Origin of the sequence: Shewanella sp. FDAARGOS_354, from assembly GCF_002209245.2 — a bacterium.
Taxonomy (GTDB): Bacteria; Pseudomonadota; Gammaproteobacteria; order Enterobacterales; family Shewanellaceae; genus Shewanella; species Shewanella xiamenensis.
The window spans coordinates 2,350,935-2,369,151 of record NZ_CP022089.2 but is presented as its reverse complement, the minus strand read 5'-3'; the positions used below and the strand labels follow the sequence as shown (position 1 = coordinate 2,369,151).

The 18,217-nt window shown below is 48.0% G+C and carries 16 protein-coding genes and 1 pseudogene; 3 read left to right on the top strand and 14 right to left on the bottom strand.

The genetic code is table 11. The features are described from left to right. The 8 genes from rodA to leuS form a co-directional block, all read right to left on the bottom strand. A complete protein-coding gene (rodA, locus tag CEQ32_RS10755) occupies positions 1–1,104 on the bottom strand; it encodes a rod shape-determining protein RodA (RefSeq protein WP_037415160.1) in 1,104 nt (367 codons plus the stop codon). Beyond that, positions 1,101–2,957 carry a penicillin-binding protein 2 gene (mrdA, locus tag CEQ32_RS10750; protein WP_055648083.1) on the bottom strand — a complete coding sequence of 619 codons (1,857 nt, stop codon included), beginning with the start codon at positions 2,955–2,957 and terminating at the stop codon, positions 1,101–1,103. The genes rodA and mrdA overlap by 4 nt, the downstream gene beginning before the upstream one ends. A gap of 60 nt (positions 2,958–3,017) precedes the next feature. Then, positions 3,018–3,488, bottom strand: coding sequence for a 23S rRNA (pseudouridine(1915)-N(3))-methyltransferase RlmH (rlmH, locus tag CEQ32_RS10745; protein ID WP_011621784.1), 471 nt, complete (start codon positions 3,486–3,488; stop codon positions 3,018–3,020). Then, positions 3,488–3,817 (bottom strand): ribosome silencing factor, encoded by a 330-nt coding sequence (rsfS, locus tag CEQ32_RS10740; protein ID WP_037430791.1) that lies wholly within the window; start codon positions 3,815–3,817, stop codon positions 3,488–3,490. The genes rlmH and rsfS overlap by 1 nt, the downstream gene beginning before the upstream one ends. Before the next feature lie 108 nt (positions 3,818–3,925). Then, a complete protein-coding gene (nadD, locus tag CEQ32_RS10735; RefSeq protein WP_055648084.1) occupies positions 3,926–4,564 on the bottom strand; it encodes a nicotinate-nucleotide adenylyltransferase in 639 nt (212 codons plus the stop codon). Positions 4,565–4,576: 12 nt separating this feature from the next. After that, a complete protein-coding gene (gene holA, locus CEQ32_RS10730) occupies positions 4,577–5,608 on the bottom strand; it encodes a DNA polymerase III subunit delta (RefSeq protein ID WP_055648085.1) in 1,032 nt (343 codons plus the stop codon). A gap of 52 nt (positions 5,609–5,660) precedes the next feature. After that, positions 5,661–6,155, bottom strand: coding sequence for an LPS assembly lipoprotein LptE (gene lptE / locus CEQ32_RS10725; protein ID WP_055648086.1), 495 nt, complete (start codon positions 6,153–6,155; stop codon positions 5,661–5,663). 59 nt (positions 6,156–6,214) lie between these two features. Then, positions 6,215–8,794, bottom strand: a complete 2,580-nt coding sequence (gene leuS / locus CEQ32_RS10720; protein ID WP_047536928.1) for a leucine--tRNA ligase — start codon at positions 8,792–8,794, stop codon at positions 6,215–6,217. 121 nt (positions 8,795–8,915) lie between these two features. On the opposite strand from leuS, the gene CEQ32_RS10715 reads away from it, so the two are divergent. Beyond that, positions 8,916–9,416 (top strand): zinc ribbon-containing protein, encoded by a 501-nt coding sequence (locus tag CEQ32_RS10715; protein WP_023268299.1) that lies wholly within the window; start codon positions 8,916–8,918, stop codon positions 9,414–9,416. A gap of 56 nt (positions 9,417–9,472) precedes the next feature. On the opposite strand, the pseudogene CEQ32_RS23275 reads toward CEQ32_RS10715, so the two are convergent. The 6 genes and pseudogenes from CEQ32_RS23275 to miaB form a co-directional block, all read right to left on the bottom strand. After that, positions 9,473–9,966, bottom strand: a pseudogene (locus CEQ32_RS23275) (type II secretion system protein). Beyond that, positions 9,963–11,531, bottom strand: a complete 1,569-nt coding sequence (lnt, locus tag CEQ32_RS10705; RefSeq protein WP_055648087.1) for an apolipoprotein N-acyltransferase — start codon at positions 11,529–11,531, stop codon at positions 9,963–9,965. The pseudogene CEQ32_RS23275 and the gene lnt overlap by 4 nt, the downstream one beginning before the upstream one ends. Before the next feature lie 42 nt (positions 11,532–11,573). Next, positions 11,574–12,449, bottom strand: a complete 876-nt coding sequence (gene corC, locus CEQ32_RS10700) for a CNNM family magnesium/cobalt transport protein CorC (RefSeq protein ID WP_055648088.1) — start codon at positions 12,447–12,449, stop codon at positions 11,574–11,576. 39 nt (positions 12,450–12,488) lie between these two features. Continuing rightward, a complete protein-coding gene (ybeY, locus tag CEQ32_RS10695; protein ID WP_023268295.1) occupies positions 12,489–12,950 on the bottom strand; it encodes an rRNA maturation RNase YbeY in 462 nt (153 codons plus the stop codon). Next, positions 12,940–14,004 carry a PhoH family protein gene (locus tag CEQ32_RS10690; protein ID WP_055648089.1) on the bottom strand — a complete coding sequence of 355 codons (1,065 nt, stop codon included), beginning with the start codon at positions 14,002–14,004 and terminating at the stop codon, positions 12,940–12,942. Before CEQ32_RS10690 ends, ybeY begins: the two co-directional genes overlap by 11 nt. 243 nt (positions 14,005–14,247) lie before the next feature. Then, complete coding sequence (gene miaB, locus CEQ32_RS10685) at positions 14,248–15,672, bottom strand: tRNA (N6-isopentenyl adenosine(37)-C2)-methylthiotransferase MiaB (protein ID WP_055648090.1); 1,425 nt, start codon at positions 15,670–15,672, stop codon at positions 14,248–14,250. A gap of 501 nt (positions 15,673–16,173) precedes the next feature. Here miaB and CEQ32_RS10675 point away from each other — a divergent pair. Beyond that, positions 16,174–17,388: an FAD-dependent monooxygenase gene (locus tag CEQ32_RS10675; RefSeq protein ID WP_055648091.1), complete on the top strand. Its 1,215-nt coding sequence runs from the start codon at positions 16,174–16,176 to the stop codon at positions 17,386–17,388. A gap of 167 nt (positions 17,389–17,555) precedes the next feature. Next, positions 17,556–18,143 (top strand): aminoacyl-tRNA hydrolase, encoded by a 588-nt coding sequence (gene pth, locus CEQ32_RS10670; RefSeq protein ID WP_037431406.1) that lies wholly within the window; start codon positions 17,556–17,558, stop codon positions 18,141–18,143. Positions 18,144–18,217: the final 74 nt, after the last annotated feature.

Genomic DNA, 18,217 nt, shown 5'->3' with positions numbered 1-18,217 from the left:
TTATCTATCTACAAAACGTCTATGGGTATGAATGCTCATAAGAATGCCAAACCCTGTCATCAATGTCAGCATTGATGTGCCACCATAACTGACAAGGGGTAAAGGTACACCCACCACAGGCAGGATACCTGAAACCATACCAATATTCACAAAAACATAAACGAAGAAAGTCAATGTGATACTGCCGGCAAGGAGTCTGGCAAAGCTGGTTTGCGCCCGAGAGGCAATGACTAAGCCGCGTCCGATGATGTAGAGATACATCAGGAGCAGGATAATGCTACCTATCAGACCAAATTCTTCACCGATCACCGCAAAGATAAAGTCGGTGTGACGTTCGGGGATAAATTCTAATTGGGATTGAGTGCCATCGAGCCAACCTTTACCCCAGAGGCCACCTGAGCCAATAGCAATTTTCGATTGGATAATGTGGTAACCCGCACCGAGGGGATCTTGTTCTGGATCGAGTAGGGTCAAGACGCGGGTTCTTTGGTAATCGTGCATTAGGAAGTACCAGAGAATAGGCAAAAATGCCAACACGGCGGCAATAAAACCGCCCACAATCACCCAGCTCATACCCGATAAAAACAGTACGAAAATACCTGATGCCGCAACTAAAATAGAAGTGCCGAGATCGGGTTGTTTAGCAATTAATAATGTGGGTATCAGTAGAATGACACCTGCGCCCGCTAGATAGCGTTTTTTGGGCGGTAGTGGGAATTTACTGATATACCAAGCCATAGTAATGGGGAAGGCGAGCTTAATCAGTTCAGATGGTTGAAACTCCATAAAGCCTAAGTTCAACCAGCGTTGTGCCCCTTTGTTAATCTCCCCAAAAAAATGCACCCCAAGCAGTAACACAATGCCTGCAAGGTAAATGGGTAATGCCCAGCGTTTTAGCGCCTCAGGATTAATTTGCGCCATGGTAAACATGATGCCCAGGGATAAAAACATCCTAAACAGTTGGCGTTCCATCATGCCAAGATCTTCACCACTGGCGGAATAGATAACAAATAGGCCAAAGCCCATTACAGCCAATAGGCCGAGCAACAGGGGCAGGTCGATATGTAATCGTTGCCAGATATTTTGACGTTGATGGGCACTCATGGCGTTGGTTTCCAAGTGTCTCTGAGCATATATTCATCGAGCATAGCGCGAGCGACGGGGCCAGCGTTTGCGCCACCCCAGCCGGCGTTTTCCATTACCACAGCCAGCACGATTTTCGGATCTTCAAAGGGCGCGTAGGCGACGACGAGGGCATTATCGCGGAAATGCTCGGCAATCTTATTAGCATCGTATTTCGTGTTTTCGGCCACGCCAATCACCTGCGCCGTACCGGTTTTCATCGCCGCGGTATAGCTTGCGTCGGTGAAGCGAGACTTATGGGCGGTTTGGCGCATGGCTTCGTTAATGATATTCCAGTTGCGCGGATTTTTAAGCTCAATCGGTGGTAACTCGTTAATCGGCGAGTCAATTTTGGCCGTATTATCTTTAATCGATCTTAATAAGTGCGGCGGAAAACGGCGGCCCTTATTGGCGAGAATAGCGGTAGCATTGGCCAGTTGTAACGGAGTTGCGGTCCAGTAACCTTGACCGATACCGACTGAAATGGTGTCACCTATGTACCAAGCTTGATTGTATTTTAAGCGCTTCCATTCTTTCGACGGCATATTGCCCGCTGATTCTTCGAAAATATCGACACCAGTATTTTGGCCAAAGCCGAATTGCTCCATAAAACGGGCTATGGGATCAACACCGATTTTATAAGCTAATTCATAGAAGTAGGTATCGCAGGATTCCACGATAGCACTATAGACGTTAACCCAGCCATGGCCCCAGCGTTTCCAGTCGCGATATTTACGCTCAACCCCTGGGATTTGCCAAAAACCAGGGTCCCAAATACGGGTGTGTTCGGTCACGGCTTTTTCATCAAGTCCCAGTAGGGCAATAATAGGTTTAATCGTTGATGCGGGCGCATATTGGCCTTGGGTAGCGCGGTTAATCAGCGGACGTGATTTGTCATTCAATAAATCACTGTAATCCTTGCTGTTAATCCCTTGCACGAACTGGTTGGGATCGTAACTTGGGCTCGACACTAAAGCTAAAATCCCGCCATCTCTTGGATCGATAGCGACGATTGAGCCTTTATGGCCTTGGAGTAGTTCCACGGCTTTTTGCTGTAATTGTAAATCGAGAGTTAAGTAAATATCTTGCCCAGGCTCCGGCGGCACGATTTTAAGCGTGCGGATAGTCCGGCCGCGGTTGTTCACTTCTTCTTCGAGGTGACCAGGCGTGCCGTGCAGCAGAGATTCATAAAATTTTTCAATGCCTTGCTTACCAATATCCTTGGTGGCAGCATAGTTCTTCCATTGATCGTTACGCTCCAATTGGGCGCGATCACGGGTGTTGATTTTGCCCACATAGCCCAGCACATGGGTGAGCTGGCTCGCATAGGGGTAGTTACGCTTTAAACCCGCCTCGACGGAAATCCCAGGAAAGCGATGCTGGTTCACGCTAAAAATCGCAACTTGCTCTTCAGTCAGCTGATTTTTAAGGGTAAGCGGCTTAAAGCGGCGGTGAAACTTTAAAGCGTCGGTAAAGGTTTCGCGCTCATCTGGGGTGATCTCGATTAACTTGCCTAGCTCGTCCAAAGTCTCGGACATATTGGCAATTTTCTCTGGAACCAGATCGAGGGAGTAAAAGGGTTGGTTTTCGGCGAGGAGTACGCCGTTTCTGTCGTAAATCAGGCCACGGCTTGGGGCGATGGGCACGACGCGAATACGGTTGTCATTAGAACGTGTCGCGTAATCTTTATAGGATTCAACCTGAAGGTGATAAAGATTAGTCACCAACACGCTCAAGAGGGCGACAACACAAAAAAAAGTGAACAGCGCACGGCGCTTAAACAGTGACGCCTCGGCGGCGTGGTCGTGCATGGTTATCCGCTTTTTTGGCGACACTTAGGCTATCTCCAGCTGATCCCATCCGGGTGGTTGACACTCGTTAACATCAAGATCCCGCTATTCTCTGTGATAAGGGTGATTGGTGTTCACGCTCCACGCGCGGTATAAGCTTTCGGCAACCACAATCCGCACCAAAGGATGGGGCAGGGTTAATGCCGACAGGCACCAACTCTGATGGGCGGCTTCCTTACAGGCGGGCGCTAAGCCTTCGGGGCCGCCAACCAGTAAGCTCACATCACGGCCATCGAGTTGCCATTTGTTCATGGCGGTCGCCAATTCTGGCGTAGTCCAGTTTTTGCCGGGAAGATCTAAGGTGACAATATGATTGCCCTTAGGGATAGCCGCTAACATTTGCTCGCCTTCCTTTTGCAGGATACGAACGATATCAGCGTTTTTTCCGCGCTTGCCGGCAGGGATTTCAATCAGTTCCAGCGCCATATCTCGGGGGAAGCGGCGTTGGTACTCTTCAAAGCCGCGGGTGACCCAATCGGGCATCCGTGTCCCTACTGCGATAAGTTGCAACTTCATTAGGCTTGCTTTTCTGACCAGAGCTTTTCAAGCTGGTAGAAATCGCGGGTTTGGTCTTGCATAACATGCAGGATCACGTTGCCCATATCCACCAATACCCATTCGCTGCTGTCGCGGCCTTCGATACCGATTGGTGGAATGCCAGCGGCTTTTGCCTCGAGCACGAGGTTTTCGGCGATCGCTTTCACGTGAGTTTTAGATGTACCTGAACAAATCACCATATAGTCGGTGATGTTAGATTGGTTGCTGACATCGATAACCACGACGTCACGGGCTTTTAAATCGTCGATTTTGTCGACAACAAACTGCTTTAATTCGGCGCTCTGCACGCTGATGTACCTCATTTATTTTAAATAGCGCGCTAGTATATCAGTCTTAAGCGGTGGAATACATTATCTTAGCGGCCGAGTTTGTATTATTGGCGCGGGATTTTGGGCCTAGGAAAAATAAAGCCGTTGTTTTTGAATGTAATTTAAAGTGACGGGCAGCAGGGCATCCTGTGGAATTTCCCCCATCGCCAGTTGTGAGCGAATTTGGGTGGACGAAATATCCTGTGGGCTGATATCGACGGTAAAGATGCGTCCATGTTGCGGCGCGCTTGAGTGACTTAACGCATCAAGCGTTGCGTGACGTACGTTTAACTCATGCAGCATCGGGTGCCCTTCGGCTAAATGCCAGCCCGGGCGCTGACATACTACGATATTGGCTAATTCAAACAATTGCTGCCATTGGTGCCAGCTTTGCAGATGAATAAACGAATCCATCCCCATGATAAAAAACAGTTCGTCATCGGGATAAAGCCGAGTTAACTGCTTAAGGGTGACAACCGTATAGGATGGACTGTCGCGTTTAGCTTCGATATCACAGAGCTCGAAGCCGGGTAAACTCGCACATACCTGCGCGACCATTTCGAGCCGCTGCGCTGTGGTCGAGTGAGTGGTGTTCTTATGCGGCGGAATATGGTTGGGCATCAGCAGGATTTTATCCAGCTTGAGACTGGCTTTGACTTCCATCGCGGGGCGAATATGGCCGTAATGTATGGGGTCGAAGGTGCCGCCTAAAATACCGATACGCATCAACACTCCGCCTTAATCTAAGCTGATATGGGCCAGATGACTGTGGGCTTTAGGATCGAATAATAAGCACAGGTGGCTGAGCCCTGTCCAATCTTCATGGCCTAATTGCTTTAGGTTCAGCTCCAGCTTAGACGCGAAGGCAAGCATATGTTCGATTTGGGTGAGGCTTAAACGCTGCAACGTGGTTTGGTACAGCGGTTTACGCTTATCCCAAATTCGATGTTTGCCAAAGAGACTATTTAAGGGCGCGCCTTGGGCCTGTTCACTCTTGAGGCTAAGCAGTAGCTGCAGCTCTTTAAACAAGGCCCAGAGTAAAATCGGCATGGCCGTGCCTTCACCGTTGAGTTGGGCCAGCATATGTTGAGCACTGTCTTGGCGATTATTCAGCAGCGCATCGGTGAGTTGAAACACGGTAAAGCGGGACTGATCTTCAAAGTAGTGGCTTAACTCGTCAGCACCGATAGGCTTGCTTGGACTTAACAGTTGTAGCAACTGCATGGCCTGATCGGCGGCGAGTAAATTCCCTTCGTAGAGGGAGTACAACATTGCGCGCGCATCGGGCTGTAAATTCAGCTTAAAGTACGCAATGCGTGAGTCGAGCCAACGTCTAAATTGGTCGCCCTCTGGCGTAGTGCAAGGCAAATAAATCCCTAAACTATCCAAGGTTTTGAACCATTTACTGTTGGTTTGCTCGCTGGCGAGTTTTGGGCCTTCAAGGATCAGCAACACATCAGGATTTGGCGTTTGCAGCAACGCTTGTAGTGCCGCCGAACCATCTGCACCGGGTTTTGCGTTGGGCAGAGTTAGCTCAATGATGCGTCGACTAGAAAACAGGCTCATGGATTGCCATTCTTGGGTCAAGTCACCCCAGTTAAAACCTGTTTCTTGAATTAACTGAACGCGCTCTTCAAACCCTTGGCGTTTGGCTGCTTGGCGGATCTGATCCTTGGAGGTTTCGAGCAACCAAGGATCATCACCAAAAATCAGGTAGCAAGCGTGAAGCGGATTGAGATGGCGGGAGAGTTGATCAGGATAAACACGCATTTAAACCACTCTCCACATTTTATTGCAGTGCCACATTAATTTGGACCCTGCATTAATTCACCTCTGTGCTGGCCATGGATTGCAGGATCCGGTCGGCCGCCTGGATACGCATTTCTTTGACTAACAGTTCCATTTCACGGCTTTTCGCCAGTGCGGTGCGAGGGTCGTCTAAGTAATCGCGGCGAATTTCAATCTTGAAAGGCTGCGCCTCTTTGCCCGGCAAGGCCACGGCAAATTCGACGAAATAGATAAGCTCATACTCGGCCACATTGCCCGTAGGGTAAAGCGACAGGGTCGAACGCTCTAAGGAGTCGGTGATGAGCCTTAACACAGGCACATCATTGGCGGCATCGACAATCTTGACGTTGTTCAAACGTAACCGCTCACGCACCAAACGGGTGAGTTCGCTGTATTCGTCCGAGCTACTCAAACTGAGTTGATTGAGCTGCTCGGGGATTTGATAGCTACGTTGAAGCTTAAAACCGCAACCTGCGCTGGTCATAAGAACCAGCGCCATGATTGCGAAAGCTAAGCGTTTAATTAGCATAAGTTTTCGCGGTTTCCTGTTTGTCTTGTGGACAGCATCCGTTTATCACAGCAACGATGTTAGTTGGCAACGATGCTGAGCAGTTTACCGGGTACATAGATAACTTTACGAACCGTAACACCATCTAAGTACTTGATGACTTGCTCGTCCGCCATACCCAGCGCTTCAACTGATGCTTGGTCAGCATCGGCTGCGACTGTGATCTTAGCGCGCACTTTACCGTTCACTTGTACCACGATGAGCTTGCTGTCTTCTACCAGAGCAGATTCATCCACAACTGGCCATTGGCTGTCTTCGATACTGTTGGTGTTTCCCAGCTCATTCCACAGGGTGAAGCTCACGTGCGGGATGATGGGGTACAGTAAACGCACTACCGCAGTTAAGGCTTCGCCGATAATAGCTCGGTCTTGACCTGTGGTTTGTGGCGCTTTTTGCAGATGGTTCATCAGTTCCATTACGGCGGCAACCGCAGTATTGAACATCTGACGACGGCCGATATCATCGGTCACCTTCGCGATAGTCTTGTGCACTTCACGGCGCAGTGCTTTTTGCTCGCTTGTTAATTTGCTGACGTCTAGTGCTTCGCTGTTATCCTGCGCCACATATTCGCTGGCCAGTTTCCACAGACGTTTGATAAAGCGGTGCGCGCCTTCAACGCCAGACTCTTGCCATTCCAGCGTTAATTCTGGTGGTGAGGCGAACATCATAAACAGACGCACAGTGTCGGCACCGTATTTTTCGACCATTACCTGTGGGTCGATACCGTTGTTTTTCGACTTAGACATTTTGCACATACCGGTGTAAACCAGTTCGTTGCCGTCTTTATCGATAGCTTTAGTCACTCGGCCCTTGTCGTCTTTTTCGGTAGTGACTACATCCAGCGGAGACACCCATACACGGGCACCTTTATCGTTGGTGTAGTAGTAGGCATCGGCCAGAACCATGCCTTGGGTCAGCAGTTGTTTTGCTGGCTCGTTAGTGTTTACTAGGCCCGCGTCACGCAGCAACTTGTGGAAGAAGCGGAAATATAACAAGTGCATACAGGCGTGTTCGATACCACCAATGTACTGATCCACTGGCAACCAGTAGTTAGCCTTGGTTGGATCTAACATTTGATCAGCCTTTGGGCTGCAATAACGGGCGTAATACCATGAAGATTCCATAAAGGTATCAAAGGTATCAGTCTCGCGCAGCGCGTCTTGGCCGTTAACTTGGGTTTTCGCCCATTCTTTATCGGCCTTGATTGGGCTTTGGATCCCGTCCATCACCACATCTTCTGGCAGGATCACCGGCAGTTGATCTTCAGGTGTTGGGATAACAGTGCCGTCGGCTAAGGTCACCATAGGAATTGGTGCGCCCCAGTAACGTTGACGTGATACACCCCAGTCACGCAGACGGTAGTTTACTTGGCGTTTGCCTTTACCTTCAGCCACTAATTTGTCGGCGATGGCATTGAAGGCGCCGTCAAAGTCTAAACCGTCGAACTCGCCAGAGTTAAACAGCACGCCTTTTTCGGTGTAAGCCGCTTCGCTGATGTCTAACTCCCCGTCAACAGGTTTGATAACCGCTTCGATTGGCAGATTGTACTTTTTCGCAAATTCGTAATCGCGTTGGTCGTGGCCTGGAACTGACATCACAGCGCCGGTGCCATAGTTCATTAGTACGAAGTTAGCCGCCCAAATGGGTACTTGCTTGCCAGTGATGGGGTGAATCGCGTATAGACCTGTCGCGACGCCACGTTTTTCCATGGTGGCTAAATCGGCTTCTGACGTGGTGCTGTTTTTGCACTCATCGATAAAGGCAGCCAGCTCAGGGTTAGTTTGCGCCGCTAATTCTGCTAATGGGTGACCCGCAGCAATCGCTACATAGGTGACACCCATCAGGGTATCGGGGCGGGTTGTGTAGATGTCGAATGACTTGTCACTACCCGCTACACCAAAGGTCATTTCCACGCCTTCGCTGCGACCAATCCAGTTGCGCTGCATGGTCTTAACTTGCTCAGGCCAACCGTCTAAGGTGTCGATATCGTTTAATAGTTCTTCGGCGTAGGCGGTGATCTTAATGAACCACTGTGGAATTTCTTTTTGTTCTACAGGGGTATCACAACGCCAGCAGCAACCGTCTTGTACCTGCTCGTTTGCCAGTACGGTTTCATCATTAGGGCACCAGTTAACAGAAGCTGTTTTCTTGTAAACTAAGCCTTTTTCGTACAGTTTAGTGAAGAACCATTGTTCCCAGCGGTAATATTCTGGGGTACAAGTGGCGATTTCACGGCTCCAGTCATAGCCAAAACCCAGCAATTTTAGCTGGTTTTTCATGTACTCAATATTTTGATAAGTCCATGGTGCTGGTGCCGTTTTGTTGTTGATTGCGGCGTTTTCTGCAGGCAAACCGAAAGAGTCCCAACCGATAGGTTGTAGCACGTTTTTGCCTTGAAGACGCTGGAAGCGGGCAACCACATCGCCTATGGTATAGTTGCGAACGTGTCCCATGTGGAGTCGACCTGAAGGGTACGGAAACATCGAAAGGCAATAAAACTTTTCTTTGTTTGCATCTTCAGTAACTTCAAAGGTTTTGTTGTCGTGCCAGTGCTTTTGCACTAAGGCTTCAATTTCTGAGGGATTATATTGCTCTTGCATCACGCTATTTCCGGCAGTGCCGCCTATTTATTTGATCTAACGCCATATCGACGCGAATAAGATCTGCATAGAATAAACTAGAAGCGATGCATTAAAAAGGTTCTATGAAGGAGTATTGGTTATGAATGATAGAAGTAGTGCGCTACTAGGACTGTATCAAGCCTTAATTAACGAAGTGAAAGCGCAATTTGCGGAAGATAACTCGCTGACTGCAAAGAATTTATTTAAGTCTGTCACTCAAGGGAAGGAGTTTTTACGCCTCAAAGAACAAGCGGGGGAAGATGAGCTCGCCTTAGTGGAGCAATTCTTAAAGCGTGATATTGCCAGCTTTTTGCGTGAGCAAAATGCCGACAGCTTAAGCCACAGCCCAACGGTGATCACCCTAGAAAACACCCTTTGGCATTGGTTAAGTGAAATCACCGACCGCAGCCAAGTGGAATGGCATGAACTGGCTCAAGACTTTAAACACCACGGCTATTACCAGAGTGGCGATATTGTTAGCCAAGGGGTGATGGTGTGCACTAACTGTGGCCATGAAATGAGTATTGAGTTTCCGGGCGTGATCCCCGATTGCCCCGAGTGTGACCATGAAGAGTTTACCCGTGAGGCGTTAACGCCTTAGCCTTGTGGATGCGCCAGAAATAAAAAACGACGCTTAGCGTCGTTTTTTATTAGCCATCAACAGCCTTGGACATTGATATCGTAAAGCGGTGGTGTGTTGGCATCGGCTGCTTGGGTATAGCGGAAATAACATTGGTCATCGTTGACTAAGGTATTAGCATCCAAGTCGTAGCCATATATGTAATATCAATACCTTGATATTGAATGACGAGTTTATCATCTTTCTCTATCCATTTTTCGATATCGGTATTGTCCAGATAACCCCACTTGAGGCGGGTTTCTGCCACACCATCACCATTGAGGTCGATGTCAATAATATCATCACGGCCTGCGACGGCTTGACTCTGTAAGCTGGGCATTTGGGTCTTGGAATAGGCTAAGGTATTTGCGGCTTTTACACTGGCATGGAGTTGCAGCAGACTTTTTTCCCGCGCCTCTTTGCTCAGGCCGATAAATTTCGGCGCGGCGATAACCGCTAAAATCCCGAGCACTATGATAACGACCACGAGTTCGATTAAGGTAAAACCTTGAGTGCGTTTCTGATTAATCATTTCAAATTCTGTTGCTGCTTTTGACGACGGATAAAACCGAGTAACAGCAGAGCTCCACATAAGGCTAACAGTGGTGTTTGGCCGATTTTAGCAAACCAAGTTTGGCCTGTAACCAGTGGAATGGTGGCTCGCAATACACCCGTTTCAAATTGCGGCAGAGAAGCTGTGATATTGCCATGCTCATCGACAACGGCGGTTACACCATTATTGGTGGCGCGAACCAGAGGACGCCCTAACTCAATGGCGCGCATTTGAGCAATTTCCATATGTTGTAATGGACCATTTGAGGTGCCAAACCAGGCATCGTTGGAGACGGTTAACAGCAGATCCGTCCCGAGATTAACGCTGTCACGCAATTGTTCAGGGAAGGCTATTTCATAACAAATTGCCGGCGCAATTTTATGGCCTACCGCGCTCAAGTTCGGTTGTTGATAATCGCCACGCGCAAAAGAGGACATGGGCAGATTAAAGAAAGGCGCAATCGGCCGCAGTAAGGCTTGAAAGGGCACAAACTCACCAATCGGCAACAGATGGTGCTTTTTAAACTGGTTGCTGCCATCGCTCTCATAATCTGGGCTATCTTGCTGTTTCAGATTATGGTTACCTAATACAATCAGTGAATTATAAAAATCGTCATGTTGACGACTGATAATGCCAGTAATGATGGAGGTGTGGTTAAGGTTGGCCACTTTATTGGCATTATCCAAAAAGTCTTGCACCATAGATTCTGGCGCTGGGATCGCTGCTTCTGGCCAGACGATAATGTCAGCATCAAAGTGTTCACGGGACAAATCCATGTATTTCAACAGGGTTGGCCAGAGTGCATCGGGTTCCCATTTCATACTTTGCGGAATATTGCCTTGCACAAGCGCGACCTTGACCGACTCGCCTGTCGGCTTAATTTGTGAAAGCTTAGGCGCGACCCAAGTAGCGGCTGCGATGATGGGCAGTAAAATCAACAGACTTTTGTAGCGCTTGCTAAAACACAAGGCCAATGCGCCCGCAACCATGGCGATAATGAAACTTAATCCTAAGGCGCCAATAATACTCGCGAGTTCCTTTAATGGGCCTTCAGTTTGGGAATAGCCGGCCCAGATCCAGGGAAACCCTGTCATCACCCAGCCTCTGGCCCATTCGGTTAAGACCCAAAGCGCGGGGAAGAAGAGCAGGTTACGCCATAGCGAGGGAGTATTAGTGCGAGTCAACCACGCTAAACCCAGACCCGTTAAGGCTGGATAGAGGGCTAAATAGAGTGCTAACAGCGCCATTAGCCCTACTGAAGCGGCTAAGGGGAGGCCACCGAAGGTGTCCATACTGACATGCACCCAACTGATCCCAACGGCAAAACAGCCAAAACCAAAGCTTAACCAATGGAAAAAGCTTGCTTTAGGGCTTAAGGATTCACTCTGCCAAAGGGCTAACGCCATGGCGATAGGATAGATGATCCAGAAGGAATACGGGGCAAAGGAAAGCGCTGTACTGGCGCCTAAAATAAACGCCAGTACGAGGCGTAACGCACTCAATCGAGACTTTTGTTGGGCAAAAGCCCGAATGTTAGTTAGCACGGATCATTCTTCTTACAAGGAGAGTTATTCTTACGCAGAGGGTTATTCTACGTCTTCACCGATATTGGGATCGGGGAGTTTTACTCTGAGTTGGATTAAACGTCGGGTATCGGCGTTGATAACTTTAAATTCAATACCTTCGATCATGATGCTCTCATTGCGCTCCGGCAAGTGGCCAAAGGCATGGGACACCAAGCCACCAACGGTATCAAACTCTTCATCGCTGAAATGGGTGTTGAATTCTTCGTTAAAATCTTCGATAGGCGTAAGCGCCTTCACCATATAGACAGTATTGCCGACTTTGCGGATTTCGGTGTCTTCAGGGCTATCGTGATCGAATTCATCTTCAATCTCACCGACGATTTCTTCGAGAATATCTTCAATAGTTACCAGACCGGATACGCCACCGTATTCATCGACGACAATCGCCATATGGTAACGCTGGGAGCGGAATTCTTTGAGTAACACATCGACGCGTTTACTCTCTGGCACAACAACCGCTGGGCGGATCACGCGCTCAAGGGAAAAGGGTTCTTCACTGTTTGAGAAACCATAAGGGATCAAATCTTTAGCCAGTAAAATGCCTTCGATATGGTCTTTGTCTTCGTTAACCACTGGGAAGCGAGAATGGCCTGAACCGATAACAGTTGCGAGCAACTCTTCAACGGTATTGTCGATTTGAATCGCGACAATTTGAGCTCGTGGGATCATAATGTCCCGAACACGCATATCGGAAACTTCCAATACACCTTTAATCATTTCGCGGGTGTCTTCTGATATCAGTTCGCGCTGTTCTGCGCCATCAATTACATCAACTAAGTCTTCGCGATTTTGAGGTTCGCCCTGAAATAACTGACTTACTCTGTCAAACCAGCTTTTCTTTTGGGCGTTCGTACTCGGGGGGATATCGTCACTCATAGTTTTCTCATTAACCTTGATAGAGAGTATCTCAGTTAATTATTGTTCCTTATATGGGTCAGTAAAACCTAAGCTTTCAATGAGTTGAGTCTCTAAAGACTCCATCTCTTCGGCTTCTTCGTCTTCAATGTGATCATAACCTAGCAGATGCAGGCAACCATGTACAACCATGTGTGCCCAATGGGCTTCTAGAGTTTTATCTTGTTCACGCGCTTCATTTTCAACGACTGCGGCACAAATGACAAGATCTCCAAGCAGCGGAAGTTCAATTTCTGGCGGTGCTTCAAAGGGAAACGACAACACATTAGTGGGCTTGTCTTTCCCTCTGTAAGTGCTGTTTAGCATTTGGCTTTCACGGGCATCGACGATACGGATCGTCAGCTCCGCCTGTTCCATGCTATTACCAATGGCGGTTTTTACCCAGAGGGCAAATTGTTCTTCACTAGGAAGATAGTCACTCGCCGTGGCGTATTGCACATCTAAGGCTAAATCAAGACTCATGCTTTATAACTTCCTGTTGCGTTTGTGGGTGCGCTTGTTGATTGTCGCGGCGCTCTTTTTCGGCCTTTAATGCCTGCTCTTTACGATCAAAAGCCTCATAGGCTTCGACAATGCGAGCAACCACAGGATGACGCACAACGTCTTGAGACACGAAGAAGTTGAAGCTGATCTCTTCCACTTGGCTTAATACTTCAATGGCGTGGCGCAGACCTGACTTAACATGTTTGGGTAAGTCGGTTTGGGTGATGTCACCCGTGATCACCGCGCGTGAGTTAAAGCCAATACGGGTTAAGAACATTTTCATCTGCTCAACCGTGGTGTTTTGGCTCTCATCGAGAATAATAAAGGCATCGTTTAAGGTGCGGCCGCGCATGTAGGCCAAAGGCGCTACTTCGATAACGTTTTTCTCGATTAAGCGCTCGACCTTTTCAAAGCCGAGCATTTCAAACAAGGCATCATAGAGCGGGCGCAGATAGGGGTCGACCTTCTGGCTTAAATCGCCCGGTAAGAAGCCGAGTTTTTCCCCCGCTTCAACCGCGGGGCGGGTGAGCAGAATACGGCGCACTTCTTGACGCTCTAGTGCATCAACCGCGGCGGCCACCGCTAAGTAGGTTTTACCCGTTCCCGCAGGCCCAATACCAAAGGTAATATCATGGCGCACAATGTTGGCCACATAGGTGCTTTGGTTGGGGTTGCGCGGTTTTATCACGCCACGGCGGGTTTTGATAAATAAGGCTTTATCGTCACCGCTGTCGTCCTGCTCTAGGGCAATGGCTTCTTGAATTGCCAAATGCACTTGTTCAGGGTCGAGATCCGGCGTGCTGCCCTTGACCGTTTGAGTTTCAATATAGAGCTGCTTAAGTAAGTTATTGGCACTTAAACAGTGACGTGGTAATCCGGTAATTTGGAAATGGTTGTTCTTACGGACTATCTCAACGCCAACGCGACGCTCAATCTGTTTGATATTGTCATCGAAGGGACCGCACAGTGAAGCCAAACGGCGGGTTTCTGCTGGTTCGAGATACAAATTCATTGTGGTTAATTTACTGGACAAACAGTGCTCCTATTGTCAAATAACAAGCAAATTATCAAATACCAAGCAAAGTGCTGAGTGAAAGTCAAGTGCGATGTCAGTTTGCTATCGCTGCCTCTTATCAGAAGATAATTTCAGTTTACGAGCCATCTATCATAATTGCTAACGGAAAATCATCAATTACAGCAGTTGTTAAGGCCATAAAATAAGAGGGCGACATTGTCGCCCTCTTTATATAGGTACACTCACCCAAGATTTAAACCCTTAAGGTTTAAATTGAGTGACACCGAGATCATCATCTTGCTTATGCTTCGCCAGAATATCCGATGGGCGCAGGTTACGGCGCAGATCCATTTCATCTTCACCGCGGATAAATTTACCGCGTAGCGAGTTAGTGTAAACGTCGACAATCTCGACATCCACAAAGGTACCAATGTGTTTTGGTAAGCCTTCAAAGTTCACCACACGGTTGTTTTCGGTGCGACCGCGCAGTTCCATCGGGTTTTTCACCGAGGGGCCTTCAACCAGAATGCGTTGCACTGTACCCATCATATGGCGGCTGTAACGCATGGCCTGTTGAGTGATACGGTCTTGTAGAATCGCCAGACGTTGCTTTTTCTCTTCCATATCAACGTCATCGGGTAAATCTGCCGCTGGCGTGCCTGGGCGCGCACTGTAGATAAAGCTAAAGCTGTGGTCAAAACCTACATCTTCAATCAGCTTCATGGTATCGGCGAAGTCTTCTTTCGTTTCACCAGGGAAACCAATAATAAAGTCGGAGCTGATTTGGATATCAGGGCGGGCTTTACGCAGACGGCGGATGATTGACTTGTACTCAATCGCCATATGGCCACGCTTCATTGCGGTGAGAATGCGGTCAGAACCTGACTGCACGGGTAAGTGCAAGAAACTCACTAATTCAGGCGTATCTTCGTAAACGTCGATGATATCCTGGGTAAATTCAATCGGGTGACTGGTGGTGAAGCGAATACGGTCGATGCCGTCGATAGCGGCAACATAGCGTAATAGCTCGGCAAAGGTACAGATCCCGCCATCGTGGGTTGCGCCACGGTAGGCATTGACGTTTTGACCGAGCAGGTTAACTTCGCGCACACCTTGTTCTGCCAGTTGGGCAATTTCAAGAATGATGTCGTCCGATGGGCGGCTGACTTCTTCACCACGGGTATAAGGTACCACGCAGAATGAACAGTATTTGCTACAACCTTCCATAATTGACACAAACGCCGTTGGGCCTTCGGCGCGTGGTTCGGGAAGACGGTCAAATTTTTCGATCTCAGGAAAACTCACATCGATCACTGCTTTATCGCCGCGGCGTACTTGTTCGATCATCTCCGGTAGACGGTGAAGCGTCTGTGGGCCAAAGATGATGTCAACACAATGAGCTCGGTCTTTAATCGCTTTACCTTCTTGAGATGCAACACAGCCACCCACACCAATAATCAGGTCAGGATTTTTATCTTTGAGTGTTTTCCAACGACCTAACTGATGGAACACTTTTTCCTGTGCTTTTTCACGGATAGAACAAGTGTTCAGCAGCAGAATATCTGCTTCTTCTGCTTCTTCAGTTAAGGTGTAACCTTGGTATTCGCCTAAAAGATCCGCCATCTTAGATGAGTCGTACTCATTCATTTGACAGCCCCAAGTTTTAATATGGAGTTTTTTGCTCATCAGTTGTGTTGCCCTACGCTGCCCTGTAAAAAGAGTCCCGAGCCGTCGTTGCCTTGTAAAAAGACCAACAGACCGCCCAGTCAAAATAGCGCGACATTTTACCCGCAGTTGTGGCTGCTGACCAGCGTTGTCCACATTTTTACTCGCTAATCCTATCGGATTATGATACCCACAAAGAAGCTAGGTTTATCGCTATTGATGGGTTTTAGGTGATTTATTCTTGGTGACTTAGTGCAGCATTTGCCATTGGCAACAAGCTATTGCTGGAGCAAATGCCAATGTCTTCACGGATTTAGAGTCGAAATACGTTCAACATTTCCGTGGTGTAGTGATATAGGGCATAATCGAGCCTGTTGCGGTAACTGACGGTAACGTTTACATGGTTGGTGTGGCAGCCAATGCATTATTTATAGCGCAGCTGTTGCGAATGGCGATGGTGTGACAAGGTGCATTTGACAAGTCTAAACAACAATATGAGTGGTAATTAAGATGAGCCGAACAATGAGCCAAACACAGCAATCTGCACCGATAACATCAGAGACTCAATCCTTTGATGTGGTTTTAGTCGGTAGCGGCATGGTGGGCGCGGCAACGGCGATTGGTCTTGCACAGCAAGGACTTAACGTTGCTGTAGTTGAGTCCTTTACGCCCGAGGCTTATTCTCCAGAGCAGGCATTAGATGTGAGGGTTTCGGCAATAAGCGTTGCCTCTGAACATTTACTTGAGCAGTTAGGCGCATTAGACAGCTTACTTAAGATGCGTAATGTGCCTTATCTTGGCTTAGAGACTTGGGAGCTTGATGGCTGTATTACCCAATTCCATAGCTCACAAATCGGCGCTAGCCATTTAGGCCATATCGTTGAAAACCGTTTAGTGCAGCTCGCCCTGTGGGAGCAAATGCAGCAATGGGAAAATATTCAACTCTTTTGCCCTGAGCGCGTTGCCCACTTTGCGCGTGGCGTTGATACGGTAAGCGTGCACTTACAATCCGGTTATTCACTTGAGGCTAAGCTGTTGGTTGGCGCTGACGGTGCGAATTCTCAAGTACGCCAATGGGCGGGCATTGGGATTTCGGGTTGGGACTATGCTCAATCGGCCATGCTGATTAATATCCAAACCGCCCAAGGTCAACAAGATGTGACTTGGCAGCAATTTACACCTAGCGGCCCACGTTCCTTGTTACCTTTACCCGGTAATCATGCCTCGTTAGTTTGGTATGATGATGCCAATCGCATCAAACAGTTAATGCAACTGAATAATAAACAGTTGGCCGACCAAATTCGCCAGCATTTTCCATCTCGTTTAGACAGTGATTTTACGGTTGAGGCCAAGGGCAGCTTTGCGCTCACGCGCCGGCATGCTCAGGCTTATTTTAAGCCAAATGTGGTGATTTTAGGGGATGCAGCGCACACCATTAATCCGCTTGCTGGTCAAGGGGTTAACCTTGGATTTAAAGATGTTGGAGCTTTATTGACAGCCATCAAGACGGCATTAACTGAGGATAAACCATGGTGGTCAACCGAGGTATTAAGCCAATATCAAGCAAAACGTTACCTTGATAATCAGCTGATGATGACCACTATGGATGTGTTTTACGCTAGCTTTAGTAATGATATTTTGCCGCTTAAATTACTTCGCAATGGCGCATTAAAATTGGCCAATATCAATTCTCCCATCAAACAAACTGTACTTAAGTATGCGATGGGGCTCAATTAGTTCCTCGTTGTGAGCACTTGCTTACTCGGTATTTGTTGACTTACGCATTGAGTGCTAAAATGCCGCGTTTTTAACGAGTATAAGCGGCATTATTAGCTCAATATGGTCGACCTGTGTGCTTTGCCATCGACCAATTAACGCAGTATTGAGTGCCATTAGTGAGTGTCATGAGCGAAATTAAATTAATCGTAGGGCTTGCCAATCCGGGTACTGAATATGCCCAGACTCGCCATAATGCGGGTGCTTGGTATGTGGAAGAATTAGCCCGTATTTGTGGTGTGAGCTTAGTCGCCGATAGCAAGTATTTTGGCCTGACAGCCAGAGCCGTATTACACGGTAAAGATGTGCGTTTACTCATACCGACTACCTATATGAACTTAAGTGGTAAAGCCGTAGGTGCTTTAGCTAATTTCTTTCGTATTACACCTGAAGAAATTCTGGTGGCCCACGATGAGCTGGATATGCCACCGGGCGTGGCTAAATTTAAACTCGGTGGCGGCCATGGTGGTCATAACGGTTTAAAAGACATTATTGCCAAATTAGCCAATGATAAAAACTTCTATCGTTTACGGATTGGGATTGGTCATCCCGGCGATAAAAATAAAGTCAGTGGTTACGTACTGGGTAAGGCTCCCGCGAAAGAGCAAGAGCTGATCAATGCTGCCGTAGACGAAGCCGTTCGCTCAACTGAAATTTTATTTAAAGAGGACATGGTGAAAGCCATGACTCGATTACACTCCTTTAAAGCGGAGTAATATTTGGGTAGGCGCTTTGTTATAGGTCGCTATTCAAACGTCAAGACGATTTATCAATGTGCTGCCAAGGGGCA